Source organism: Peribacillus deserti (assembly GCF_002863585.1).
Taxonomy (GTDB): domain Bacteria; phylum Bacillota; class Bacilli; order Bacillales; family DSM-1321; genus Paraperibacillus; species Paraperibacillus deserti_A.
On sequence record NZ_PGUY01000017.1, the window covers coordinates 37388 to 51065 of the forward strand.

General features: G+C 42.4%; 10 protein-coding genes. 5 read left to right on the forward strand and 5 right to left on the reverse strand.

The features are described from left to right. Positions 1-25: 25 nt before the first annotated feature. From CUU66_RS06025 to CUU66_RS06035, 3 genes are all read right to left on the reverse strand, one after another. Positions 26-625, reverse strand: coding sequence for a zinc dependent phospholipase C family protein (locus tag CUU66_RS06025; RefSeq protein ID WP_101640778.1), 600 nt, complete (start codon positions 623-625; stop codon positions 26-28). Positions 626-841: 216 nt separating this feature from the next. Next, positions 842-2674 carry an ABC transporter ATP-binding protein gene (locus tag CUU66_RS06030; protein WP_101640779.1) on the reverse strand — a complete coding sequence of 611 codons (1833 nt, stop codon included), beginning with the start codon at positions 2672-2674 and terminating at the stop codon, positions 842-844. Further along, positions 2655-4397 (reverse strand): ABC transporter ATP-binding protein, encoded by a 1743-nt coding sequence (locus CUU66_RS06035; RefSeq protein WP_101640780.1) that lies wholly within the window; start codon positions 4395-4397, stop codon positions 2655-2657. The genes CUU66_RS06030 and CUU66_RS06035 overlap by 20 nt, the downstream gene beginning before the upstream one ends. A 448-nt stretch (positions 4398-4845) precedes the next feature. On the opposite strand from CUU66_RS06035, the gene hutG reads away from it, so the two are divergent. Continuing rightward, positions 4846-5799: a formimidoylglutamase gene (gene hutG / locus CUU66_RS06045; protein WP_101640782.1), complete on the forward strand. Its 954-nt coding sequence runs from the start codon at positions 4846-4848 to the stop codon at positions 5797-5799. A 424-nt stretch (positions 5800-6223) separates the two neighbouring features. Here hutG and CUU66_RS06050 read toward each other — a convergent pair whose 3' ends face one another. Next, on the reverse strand, positions 6224-6688 hold the full coding sequence (locus tag CUU66_RS06050) for a GNAT family N-acetyltransferase (RefSeq protein WP_101640783.1): 465 nt from the start codon (positions 6686-6688) through the stop codon (positions 6224-6226). A 165-nt stretch (positions 6689-6853) separates the two neighbouring features. Between CUU66_RS06050 and CUU66_RS06055 the strand changes: the two genes are divergently transcribed. Then, positions 6854-8890: a molybdopterin oxidoreductase family protein gene (locus CUU66_RS06055; RefSeq protein ID WP_101640784.1), complete on the forward strand. Its 2037-nt coding sequence runs from the start codon at positions 6854-6856 to the stop codon at positions 8888-8890. A 32-nt stretch (positions 8891-8922) separates the two neighbouring features. Here the strand turns inward: CUU66_RS06055 and lepB are convergent, their stop codons facing one another. Continuing rightward, a complete protein-coding gene (gene lepB, locus CUU66_RS06060; protein ID WP_101640785.1) occupies positions 8923-9471 on the reverse strand; it encodes a signal peptidase I in 549 nt (182 codons plus the stop codon). A 673-nt stretch (positions 9472-10144) separates the two neighbouring features. Here lepB and qoxA point away from each other — a divergent pair. Genes qoxA through qoxC form a run of 3 tightly spaced genes read left to right on the forward strand, consistent with a single transcriptional unit; the run spans position 10145 to position 13678 of the window. Further along, positions 10145-11080, forward strand: a complete 936-nt coding sequence (qoxA, locus tag CUU66_RS06065; protein ID WP_101640786.1) for a cytochrome aa3 quinol oxidase subunit II — start codon at positions 10145-10147, stop codon at positions 11078-11080. Between the two features lie 55 nt (positions 11081-11135). After that, positions 11136-13082, forward strand: coding sequence for a cytochrome aa3 quinol oxidase subunit I (gene qoxB / locus CUU66_RS06070; RefSeq protein ID WP_101640787.1), 1947 nt, complete (start codon positions 11136-11138; stop codon positions 13080-13082). Next, complete coding sequence (gene qoxC, locus CUU66_RS06075; RefSeq protein ID WP_101640788.1) at positions 13082-13678, forward strand: cytochrome aa3 quinol oxidase subunit III; 597 nt, start codon at positions 13082-13084, stop codon at positions 13676-13678. The genes qoxB and qoxC overlap by 1 nt, the downstream gene beginning before the upstream one ends.

Below are 13678 nucleotides of genomic sequence, written 5' to 3' on the forward strand. Positions count from 1 at the left end.
GTGAACTGCTTAAGTGAGAAAAGGTCTACAAATTCTGGTTAATATAAAATATCGATTTTTCAACTGCCGTCTCTATATAGCCAATTATTTGTTCTTCTGTGAAAACGTTCAGTGGCTTTCCGATATCAGCTAAATCAAACTTCAGGTCACGGCGCAGCTCGCCTAATAAACTCTGCAGACTCTGGACAGTTACTCCTTCAGGAAATTCTTCTACAAGAGAAAGGGATGCTCCATACTCAGGCAGCTGAAATGTATAAATGTCCGTTAATTTGGCATTTAAAATCTTAAAATCCTCATGATAACGAGCAAGCAGGGCGGGATCGGCTTTAAGCCGATTACTCAGCCATGGAAGATAAAACCCGTTCAGCCAAATCTCATCCGCAATTAGATGACTGAAATATCCCAGGATAAATGGACTCATTTTTTGACCGCTATATTGTTTTAAAAATACCGATAAGTCAATGATTCTTGTATACTGCTCTTCATTACCTGAATACCAGTGGGTCTTCTCCTTTGTTCCCGCATCAGGCGCCATCCCTCCCAGAAAGAATAGCTGTTTATCTTTCATTTCGATTTCCTCTAAGATCCTCTCCGAAATAATAGCATGCATCACCCTGGAACCCATCTTGTCTCCTGCTTTCTTTTTAAAGGTTGGCTATGTTAAAGTTCATTGTTGATTTTCGCACTGTGTTGATTGGAACGGAAGGTGCGAGACTCCTGCGGGAAAAGCGGGTCAAGGGAGACCCCACAGGCGTAAACGCCGAGGAGGCTCCCGGACCGCCCCGCGGAAAGCGAGTGCCTGCAGTGGAAATCAACAAACAAGTTTAACAGAGCTTAAAGGTTAAATTTTTTGAAGCTGGCTGTTGAACAGCCCAAAATAATAGCCCTTTCTGGATAAGAGTTCCTGGTGCGAGCCTCTCTCAATAATCTGTCCTTCACTTAATACAATAATTTGGTCTGCCTTTTGGATCGTATTTAGCCGATGGGCAACGACAAAGCTGGTTCTTCCCTCCATCAGCCTTTGCAAGGCATCCTGTATTTTCAGCTCAGTGATCGTGTCGATGCTGCTGGTTGCCTCATCCAATATCAAGATGGATGGATCGGCTAATATGGCACGGGCGATGGACAGGAGCTGCTTTTGCCCCTGGCTGATTCCGCTGCCATCCTGCTTTAGCACAGTTTCATACTGTTCTGGAAGCTTCATGATGAATGAATGTGCATTTGCAAGCTCGGCCGCCCTTTCTACCTCATCATCCGTGGCCTCGAGGCGTCCATAGCGAATATTTTCTCGGATCGTTCCCTGGAAGAGATAAGAATCCTGCAGGACAAACCCCATATGCTTTCTGAGCTCTTCCCGCTTTATCCGCTTAATCTCTTTTCCATCTATTAAGATACTGCCGCTATCTGCATCATAAAAACGAGAGATTAGATTAATAATGGTGGTTTTCCCTGCTCCTGTAGCGCCTACAAGTGCAACGGTCTCCCCGGGTGTTACGGAAAATGAAATATCAGAGATCGTATTCCCTTCCTTTTCATAAGAGAAGGAAACACCGCAAAACTCTACAGAACCATCCACATAGAATAGATTGGTGGTGTTATGCTCATCCTTCGATTCTTCCTGCTCATTCAAGATATCAAACACACGCTCTGCCCCAGCAATCGCAGATAAGACGGTATTAAATTGATTGGCAAGGTCATTTAATGGACGCGTAAATTGACGCGAATATTCTGCAAAGATCACAATGGTCCCAATCGAAATATGACCCTTGTAAGCCAGCCAGCCGCCTATGGCAGCTATTACAGTAAAGCTTAGATTGTTCAAGCCGTTCATCAGCTTAGGAATGAATCCTGAATACGCAGAAGCCCAAAAGCCAGCACCTTTCAGCTGGTCATTCTTATTAATGAACTCATTAATCACTTTCTTTTCCTGGGAAAAAGTCTTAACAATCCGCTGTCCGGAAATTGTTTCTTCAATAAATCCATTCAGCTCACCTAGGTTTCTCTGCTGAATTTTAAATAACCTTCCCGTACGATTGGTGATCCATTTCATCCCTGTAAACATTAAAGGAATAATGATGAGGGTCAATACGGTCAATAAAGGGCTCAGGTATAGCATGACCGAGATTGTACCAATCAATATAAGGATACTAGATATAACCTGGATTACTGAGCTGTTTAATGTAGAGCTGACGTTTTCGATGTCATTCGTCACCCGGCTCATCAATTCACCATGCTGTCTTTTATCAAAAAAGGGAATCGGAAGCTTATGCAGGTGATTAAATAAATCGTTTCTCATCTTCGAAACAGTGTTCTGAGCGATGCCGATCATCCAATAGTTTTGCAAAAAAAGCGTTATAGAAGTAAAAAGATAAATAATGGCAAGGCCAGCCAGCAGAGTAAGGATCCCATCACTATCCCTGGTTACAATATAATGGTCTATCGCTTTGCCGGCTAAAAATGGCCCTAGCAGGGATAAAACAGAGCTTATAATAACCATGGCAATTACTAAGTTTAAATGCAGCCGATATACAGCAAGATACTTCCAAAGCCGGTTTAATGTTTGCTGCTGATTTTTAGCTTTAGGCTTGTTCTTTTGAGGGAGAGTGCCCTTTTGAATCCCGCCGTTATCCAGTATGGGTTTATATCGAAAAGGACTAATTAGATCTTTGAGCATGCTCCAGCTCCTCCTCTCCAAACTGAGATTCAAATATACGGCCATACAATGGAGAATCCTTCAATAAAGACTCATGATTCCCCTCAGCCAGCAGGCGCCCGTCTTCCAAGAGAAGAATAGAATCCGCTTCAATCGCTGTGCTGATTTTTTGCGTGATGATAAATGTAGTACACTTATATTCCTTAAGCGCTTTTAGGAGAATCGCTTCTGTCTTTAAATCCAGAGCGCTTGTACTGTCATCCAGCATCAGAATTTTAGGATTTCTGACTAAAGCTCTCGCGATGGAAAGCCGTTGTTTTTGACCGCCTGATAAATTGACCCCTTTCTGGCCCAATACAGCCTCATACTTCCGGGGCAGCTTCACGATGGTTTCATGTATCTGTGCCGCTTTTGCTGCTTTTATGATTTCTTCCATAGATGCATCCTCTTTGCCCCAGGCGATATTGTCTTTTACAGTACCGGTAAAAAGCAAAGCTTCCTGCGGCACAAAGCCAATTTGTTTCCTTAGGCTTTCCTGTCTATATGAACGGATATCATATCCGTCAATCAAGACCGATCCAGCCGTTGCATCGTAAAGCCGGGGAATCAGCTGGAACAATGTAGATTTTCCTGAACCGGTTGCACCCAATATCGCGATAGTTTCTCCCGCATCCGCCCGGAAAGATAAATTTTGAAGGATCGGCCGGTCTGTTCCGGGATATTCAAAAGACACATCATTGAATGTTACATCTCCACAGATAACTCTATTCGAATGGATGGAGATATCTGCATCCTCCATTTCATTGGCTGTTTCCAGCACATCGGAAATTCTTCCTGCAGAAGCCCTTGCCCTTGAAAACGCGGCAATAATAAAGGATAAAGGTGAAAATGCTGATGTAATCCTGGCTGCATAATTCACGATGGCTACTACTTCACCGACTTTTGCTCCATTCGATGGAACCAGCTCACTGCCAAGCCAAAGAATAACCATTACACAGATATTCATAAAGACGAGCAAAAAAGGATTGACTGTTTCCATGATCCGGAGGGCATATACCGTTTCATTCTTTAAATTGGCATTAGCCTGACTGAAGCGCCGTCCTTCGTAACTCCGCCTTAAAAAAGCTTTAATCAGTCTGATTGCTGTTAAGTTCTCTCTCATTACACTGTTTACGCTATCAAGCTTTCCCTGTACAGATTGGAACATCGCTCCGCCTTTTTTCATAATCCAGGCAAGAAAGAGAGTCAGGAACGGAATAACGGCTGTAAGGATTAGAGCAAGCTTAGCATTTACCGTAAATGCCATAATCGTGCTGCCTATGATCAGCAAGGGAGCACGCATCATAATACGGAGGCCCATAAATACCGTATTTTGCAGCTGGGTCACATCGTTTGTCATTCTGGTGATCAGTGATGATGTAGGGAATTTGGTAAAATTAGCAAATGTGAAGCTTTGGATTTTTTCATAAAGGCTGTTTCTGATATCATAAGCAAAACTCTGGCTGACATGAGAAGCGAAAAAAGAATTGACGATCCCGCCCAAAAAAGCAAACACGGAAATCCCGAGCATCACTGCTCCCCACTTAAAGATAAAGGGCATATCACTATTCATAATTCCTTCATCAATAATCTTTGAAATAATAAGCGGCTGCCACAGCTCCACAACAAGCTCAACCAGCATAAAAAACAAGGCCACTGCCGCAGATGCACGATAAGCCTTCAAAAATCTAAACATAAAACGCATAACAATAGCCTCCAAACCTAAATTCCTTAGCCGAACGAATATCTCGAACTTCAACTATTAATCACATACACTAATCATACAATCTTTCCCACACATTTAACACCCTTTTGATGGGGGACTGTCCCCTATTTCCCGAGCTGCCCAGATGCTGGTACGGCTGGATTTCTTGCGGGGACTGTCCCTATTTCCCAAAGCTGTCCGGAGGCTGGTACGGCCGGATTTCTTGTGGGGACTGTCCCCTATTTCCCGAGCTGCCCAGATGCTGGAACGGCTGGATTTCTTGCGGGGACTGTCCCCTATTTCCCAAGCTGTCCGGATGCTGATACGGCTGGATTTTTTGCGGGGGCAGTCCTCATTCCCAAAAGCTGACAGCATAGTCAATGGCAGTTTATAATTTTAGTATATGAAATTTTACTATTCTAATAATTTTTTATAAAGGAAGGATATCATGTATGAATTGACTAAGCCACATATCTGGAGCGGGCGTATTGACAGCACTGAAAGGCCAGAGATGTTCCGCCTTCATCAATCTGTAGAGTGTAAAAGCGTTTATGAGTATGTTCAGGTTTTAGGGAAAAACAGCATGGGTATTATAGGCTTCAAGTGCGATGAAGGCGTGAGAAGGAATCAGGGGCGTACGGGAAGTTTTGAAGCCCCTGATGCATTAAGAAAAAATCTAGCTTCGCTTCCCATGCCACCAGGTGCTTCAATCTATGATTTCGGAAATATAATCTGCGAAGATGGAAGATTAGAAGCCGCTCAAAAGGAGCTGGGCGAAGCGGTCTCCCGCCTGCTCCAGCAAAATATTTTTCCCATTATTTTAGGAGGCGGCCACGAAGTTGCCTATGGCCATTACTTGGGATATAAACAATGGGAACTCTCCAATCTAAAAATGGGAATCGTAAATATCGATGCCCACTTTGATATGCGGCCATATACTGATCAGACTTCCTCTGGAACCATGTTTCGTCAGATACTTGATGAAAATCCAAATGCCAGCTACTTTTGTGCAGGCATTCAGAAAAATGGAAACACCTCTTACTTATTTAACACTGCCGCTGAATATGGCTGTGAATACATTCTTGAAGATGAAATCCACCAGGAATCTATCCAGGACTGCCTGCAGAAGGCGGACGAGTTTGTGAAAAAGAGTGATTTTTCCATGTTGACCCTTTGCAGCGATGTGCTGGAAGCCAGTTCAGCGCCTGGAGTGAGTGCGCCCTCTCCCTTCGGCCTGCATCCCAAACTCGTCAGAACTCTCCTTGGTCGTTTGGCGGCAAACCCGAAGATTAAGAGTTTTGATATAGCGGAAGTAAACCCTAAACTGGATATAGGTGACCGCACTGTCAAATTAGGAGCCCAGTTGGTCTTCGAGGTAATCTGCGCCAGAAACAATCTTTAATCAAAAAAGGGGTGAATTTTAGAAAAAAATCTAAAAATCACCCCTTTTTGAGTATGGATTTATATTTTCCGGCAGTAAATTAATCACTTTATATGCCAGCTGGCTTTTACATTAACTTTCAGCATGCTTATGCTTAATTTTTTTCGATATATGCTTATGTTTCAAGGTTTTACGCTTAAGTCTGATAAGTTTATGCTTATGATTCAAGGGTTTATGCTGATGTTCCTTTGCACTATGCTTATATCCAGTTCGCTATGCTTTTAATTAACGTTTTATGCTTATCCTTATAGTGTTATGCTTATCCTCCAAATTCTTATTCTTTACCTTCTGTTCCTTATGCTTACCCTTCTGTTCCGACCGGTTCTATTTTCCCTTCTGACGTGGCAAGGCAGCTCAAAAGCTTGACCGCGTCGCAGTACGCTTACTATTCCCCCAAGTCCAATGCCATTACAACCTCATCATCCCACACTTCCCCGGTGGTTTGAAAACCCGCCTGTTCATACAGCCTGCGTGCATTGCTGTTATGTTTATGGACGGTGAGACGGATTTCCTCACATTGTGGAAAACTCGATCGTATGTAAGCGGTCATTTGAAGAAGTGCGGACCGCCCAAATCCTTTCCTCTGGTACCGCGCATCTATAAAAAAGCCGTTAATCCAATACATGTTGGTTGTATCTTCTTCAAAAGCATGCATAATAAACCCGACCATATGCTCTTCATGGTAAATACAAAAGGGAAGATACGTGACACCATCGCCATCTGGTTTAATATGGACCTTCGCAAGAGACACCGCCGCAGACGGTACAAAGTCAGCCTGGTCATGATGCACATTCAGAGCGATTGCCTCAAGCCAATTATCGCGGGTTGCCGCTATTAAGTTAACATCCAAATCCTCATTACCTCCTTTAACTCAAGAGTATACTCTTATATCCTTTCAACCTATTAACCTGCAATTCCTGCTTGATGCAGCCTTCATAGTCATTTACCATTAACTTATTGATGTTTGGGAAATAATCGGGAAATGGGGGGGGTCCCCCCACGGGAGGTTTTAATGATGGCTTCTTATGTTGATGAAAAGAATGGTGTGTTTCCTTCTGTTTGTTCGCTGGATTGCCCGGATCAATGCGGGCTGCTTGTTTATAAGGAGAATGGGAGAATTGTACGGGTCGAGGGTGATCCAAACCACCCTGTGACTCAGGGAAGTATATGCAATAAGGTGAGGAATATGCCTGAGCGTCTCTATGATAAAAAGCGGCTGCAATTTCCATTAAAACGAGTCGGGAAAAAAGGTTCAGGCCAGTTTGAAAGGATCAGCTGGGAGGAAGCAATCGAGACGATTACGGATAAGTGGAAAGCTCTTATCCAATCCTATGGGGCGGAAAGTATTCTTCCTTACAGTTTTTATGGGAACATGGGAAATTTGACTGCTGAAGGCATGGACCGGCGTTTTTTCAACCGGCTGGGTGCAAGCAGGCTGGACAGGACGATTTGTAATTCAGCTGGCTCTGCGGGCTATCGCTATACAATGGGCGGAAGCATCGGAACTGATCCTGAGGAAACCGTACATGCCAAACTGATTATTTTCTGGGGCGTTAATGCCGTGAGCACAAATATGCATCAGATTGCCCTGGCTCAGAAGGCACGAAAAAATGGGGCAAAAATCGTAGTCATTGATGTACATAATAACCGGACCGCCAAATGGGCCGACTGGTTTATTCCCATCCTGCCGGGAACCGATACGGCTCTAGCCCTTGGAATCATGCATATTCTCTTTAAAGAAAATTTAACCGATCCAGCATTCCTGAAAGAGTTTACCGTTGGATCTGAAGAGCTGAAAGAGCATGTTGTTCAATATGACCCTAAATCCGTCTCTCTGATTACCGGTGTTAAGGTTCAGGATATATACGAGCTCGCCCGGATGTACGGCAAAATTTCCCCATCTTTTATCCGGATTGGGAATGGCCCCCAGCACCACGATAATGGTGGAATGTGCATCCGCACCATATCCTGCCTCCCTGCTTTAACCGGCCAATGGTTAAAAAAAGGCGGCGGTGCCATTAAAGGAAACTCAGCTTTCCTAGAACACAACTCTCAAGCCCTTCAAAGACCGGATCTAAGCGCTCATAACACGAGGATCATCAATATGAATTTGATTGGAAAGGCATTGCATGAGCTCGATCCCCCTATTCGATCACTATTTATTTACGGCTGCAATCCTGCCGTTGTGGCTCCAGAAGGGAATAAGGTTAGAGAGGGCCTTTTGCGCGAAGATTTATTTACAGTGGTTCATGATTTATTTTTAACAGAAACAGCGGCGCTTGCCGATATTGTCCTACCTGCCTCTTCATCCTTTGAAAATACCGATTTTTATACGTCATACTGGCATCACTATATGCAGCTGCAGCAGCCCGTAATCGAGCCATGGGGTGAATCAAAATCAAATGTTGAGGTTTTCCGCATGCTGGCTGAGGGCATGAACTTCACAGACAGCTGCTTCAAGGATAGCGAGGAGGAGATGATCCGTCAGGCTCTAGATTTCCCCGGGAATCCCTATCTGGACAGCATAACCTTTGAGTCTCTTGCCGAGAACCAATTTGTGAAAGCTGATAGAGAAACTCTTTTTCCGGAAAACCTGCCGACACCGAGCGGTAAAATTGAGTTGTTCTCAAGAAAAATGGAACGGGACGGATACCCTCCGCTGCCGACATATATGCCGATTCCAGCAGAAAATTACCCATTGCTTTTCGTTCCAGCACCAAATCATAACTTTTTAAACTCTACTTTTTCTAATAATGAAAAGCACATCAAAATGGAGAAAACACCTCAAATATTTATACATGAGGATGATGCAGGTCAGCGTGGAATCAGGGATGGCGATACAGTAAGAATATGGAATGACCGCGGCGAGTGTACCCTTCAAGCTTCTGTGGGCCGCGACGTTTTACCAGGAGCTGTTATATCCTTAGGATTATGGGCCGATCTGCCTGGCTCAAGCCAGCTGGTTAACTCCCTCACTCCCGACCGGATATCCGATATGGGCGGCGGCGCCGTATTTTTCTCAGGGCGGGTCGATATTGAAAAAGCACTCTAAAAAAAGACGTCCTAAAGGACGTCTTTCTCGCTTTATTCTGGTTTTCCCAACTCATCAAATGGCAGGAATCGAAATACTACTTCACCTATGACAGAATCTGTTTTTATAAAACCAAATCTTCTGCTGTCTGAACTATTTAAGCGGTTATCTCCCATTACAAATAGACAGCCTGCGGGAACCCTTGATTTGCCGGTGAGCTCTTCAAGTTTGAAATTACCAGTCAGCTTCACATCTGGGGAAACCTTTTTCTTATTTTCATCTAAATAGGGTTCTTTATATTTTTTGCCATTGATATATAGTACGTCATCTCTCACCTCGACCGAGTCCCCAGGCAGGCCGATTACCCGTTTGATATAATTCTCTTCTGCATCTGGAGCATGAAACACCACATTGTCAAAATGCTGGATTTTGCTTACTTTGGTTACTATGATTTTATTCTTATCCTCGAAGGTTGGGGACATAGATTCACCATACACAGTGACAGGTGAAAATAAAAACTGCCGGCAGATAAAAGCTATAGCTGCAGCCAGTAATATTGATTTAATCCAGGATATGATTTCTTTACTCAAATTTCGTTCCATTTCTTGATATCCCCCTCTTAAAGCTTCACTCTGAATCGGAGTCAAAATCTTTTCTTTATTATAATGGTTAACAGAATAATAGAGAAGAAAAAATACTTATTTTCCCTCGTTATACTTATACTGTAATCCTTTATTCTTTATGTTTTATCCCTCTTAATAAAGGGTATTCATCCTGAAGTAAACAAACATTCCATAATACTACTGGCCACTAGGATTAGCAAACAATTAGTTTGACTAACATTATTATTCTAGAATAATAATGTTAGTCAAAAAATGAATTCTTATTGAAACTGGCACGTGTTCACACAATTGTCACACCGGTTCACAAATCTGTCACACCTTATCCTTTTAATCCCTGCAAAGCCAAGAACCTTCACCAAATTGTCACTTTTTTTGAGTTGTTATTTTCCTTATAAGTTACTAATATATGTATAGAGAGTATGTGAACAAATTAACACTATTTCGATATTGCATTATTTTGGTAATTAGTCCTTCCATCCATGGATTAGCAACACTAGATGGTGGGGATTGCTCACATATAATCCATATCAGCTGGTGCTATTCACATATAAGTATGAACTTATTTTTATAAAAACTGGGTTCAGACGTTGTTTGTGAAACACTTAACAAATCATTAACATCTTACCTTAGTAAAGGAAGAAAGGGGTATATCATGAGATTTAAATGGTCTATATTAGCTATCGTGTTCACTGTAATTACCGTATTATCGGGATGTGACCGATTATTGGTTCTCGATCCAAAAGGACCGCAGGCCAAAACTCAAGCAGACGATATAATCATGACAATCTGGATTATGGCATTTATCGTTCTTGTCGTTTTTGCACTCTTAGTATACATGTTAGTAAAATACCGTGCTTCCAAACAAAGTAAAGATTATGAACCACCTCATATTGAGGGAAGCAAGCTTGTTGAAGCAATCTGTATCGGGGTACCAATTATCATCGTTACATTCCTTTCTATTATGTCAGTTAAATCAAACTATGAGGTTGAAGCTACACCTAAGGGCTATGAGAATCAAAAACCACTGGTAGTTTACGCTTCTTCATCTGATTGGAAATGGCATTTTAGTTATCCGGAAGAAAATATCGAAACTGTTAACTACTTGTATATCCCAGCTGATCGTCCAATAGAATTTAAGCTTTATTCTTACGGACCGATTACAAGCTTCTGGATTCCGCAGCTTGGCGGTCAGAAATATGCGATGAGTGACATGGTGACTACACTTCATCTTGCAGCTGATGAACCTGGTGAATTTATGGGTCGAAATGCTAACTTCAGCGGTAAAGGATTTGCTGAGAACACGTTCGATGTTAAAGCTATGTCCCAGGCTGAATATGATGAATGGGTACAGGAAGTCAAAGAAACAGCAAAACCTCTTTCAGAGAAGAAGTTTGACCAGCTGTTAGAACCAGGACATCTTGGCAGATCGACTTATAACGGAACTCACTTAAAATTCAGTCCTCCTCCATCAGCTGAAAATGGCGGACACGAACACAATTCAACTAAAGCTGATAAAGAAGACATGAATCATGCAGACCATGAAAATATGGAGCACGAAGATATGAACATGGATGACATGAACGAATAATCATATTTAGAATTTAATTCCGATTTAAATATACTTCCTGGAAGGAGTCAAAATCATGGATTTCTTTGATCGATTTGCGATACCTCATCCTAGCCCGGTAATTTATGCATCTATGGTTGCCATCGGACTTACTGTTATCGCCATAATCGCAGGATTGACCTATTTTAAAAAATGGGGATATCTATGGCGTGAATGGCTGACTACCGTAGATCATAAACGTATTGGTATTATGTATCTGATCTCCGCCTTATTGATGCTTTTCCGCGGCGGGGTCGATGCAATCATGCTTCGAGCACAGCTGGCTACTCCTGAAGCCAAACTTCTGGATGCACAGCATTATAATGAAATTTTCTCAACACACGGGGTTGTCATGATCCTGTTTATGGCTATGCCATTTATAATGGCTCTTATGAACTTTGTTGTTCCGCTTCAAATTGGAGCACGTGACGTAGCATTCCCTCGACTGAACGCTCTTAGCTTCTGGCTGTTCTTCATGGGTGCAATGCTTTTCAATATCTCTTTTGTAATCGGTGGATCTCCTGATGCAGGCTGGACATCTTACTTCCCTCTTGCAGGCAATGAATTCAGCGAATCTGTCGGAACCAACTATTATATGATTGCGATCCAGATTGCTGGTATCGGAACACTTATGACTGGTATTAACTTCATGACCACCATTCTTAAGATGAGAACACCTGGTATGACATTAATGAAAATGCCAATGTTTACTTGGTCTTCCCTTGTTGCTAACGTAATCATCGTATTTGCTTTCCCAGTACTGACAGTTGCACTTGCGCTGGGTACCATGGACCGCCTGTTCGGAACTCATTTCTTTACTACGGATGCCGGCGGCTTGGATATGCTTTGGGCCAACCTTTTCTGGGTATGGGGACATCCTGAGGTTTATATTTTGATCCTGCCTTCATTCGGTATTTTTAGTGAAATCATTTCAACTTTTGCTAAACGAAACCTTTATGGGTATAAATCAATGGTTTGGTCAATGGTCGTTATCGCTGGATACTCATTCTTAGTATGGGCACACCATTTCTTCACAATGGGCCAGGGAGCATTAACCAACAGTATATTCTCCATTACGACAATGGCAATTGCTGTTCCGACTGGAGTTAAAATCTTTAACTGGCTGTTTACGCTTTATAAAGGAAAAATTGAAATTACTACTCCAATGCTTTACGCCATACATTTCATACCGCTTTTCACTATCGGTGGTGTCACTGGGGTAATGCTTGCGATGTCAGCAGCTGACTATCAGTACCATAATACAATGTTCCTGGTTGCCCACTTCCATAACGTTATTATTCCTGGTGTAGTATATGCTATGCTTGCCGGTCTAACTTACTACTGGCCAAAAATGTTTGGTTTCATGTTAAATGAACGAATCGGTAAATGGACCGTTTGGCTGCTTTCCATCGGCTTCCTATTAGCCTTTATGCCAATGTATATTACTGGTTTAGACGGACAGGCAAGACGTATGTACACTTATTCTGAATCCACTGGATATGGACCTTGGAATATGGCATCCTTCATTGGAGCCGGAATTATGGCAATCGGATTTGCTTTAATCGTTTACAACATTTATTACAGTATTCGTTATGCTTCTAGAGACATTGGTTCCGATCCTTGGGATGCTCGTACACTTGAGTGGGCTACTCACACTCCGGTTCCAGAATATAACTTTGCAATCTCTCCACAGGTTGCTTCAATTGAACCATTCTGGGATTCAAAGAAAAAAGGACAAGAACTATTTAAAGGCAGCTATGAAAAAATTCACATGCCAAATAATAGCGGAATTCCATTTATCATGGGCTGTATCTTCTTTGCCTGGGGCTTCTCATTCGTTTTCGGAATTTGGGTTCCATTAATTCTTACAACAATTGGTATCTTTGTATGTATGGCATTGCGTTCATTTGAAATCGACCACGGCCACTATATATCTGTTGATGAAATAGAAGAGACTGAAACAAAATTGCGAGGTGCTAACTAATGAAAATAGATAACTCGCTTCCACTTGAATACAGTACTGAGGAAAACAGCCTAAAAGTCTTAGGCTTCTGGATTTTCCTTGGTGCCGAAATCATGCTGTTTGGTACACTATTCGCAACATACTTCACATTAGTTGATCGTACAGCCGGCGGCCCAGACAGCGCTGAACTCTTTGAAATTGCTCCGGTCCTTATTGAAACATTCCTGCTTTTAGCAAGTAGTTTCACCATTGGGCTTGGAATTCACGCTATGCGTCTTGGCAGAAAGAAAGCCATGATGGCATTCTTTGGAATCACCCTTCTTTTAGGGCTTGGCTTTTTAAGCGTTGAAATTTATGATTTCGTTATGTATGTTCATGAAGGAGCAACTATACAAACCAGTGCATTTACCTCCATCCTGTTCACTACACTGGGAACACACGGAGCGCACGTTACACTCGGCTTTTTCTGGGGATTATTTATCATCCTGCAAGTGAAAAAACGCGGGATTACTCCTCAAAACGCCAACAAAGCTTTCATCTTTTCACTTTACTGGCATTTCCTTGACGTAGTTTGGATCTTTATCTTCAGCTTCATCTACCTGAAAGGAATGATGTAA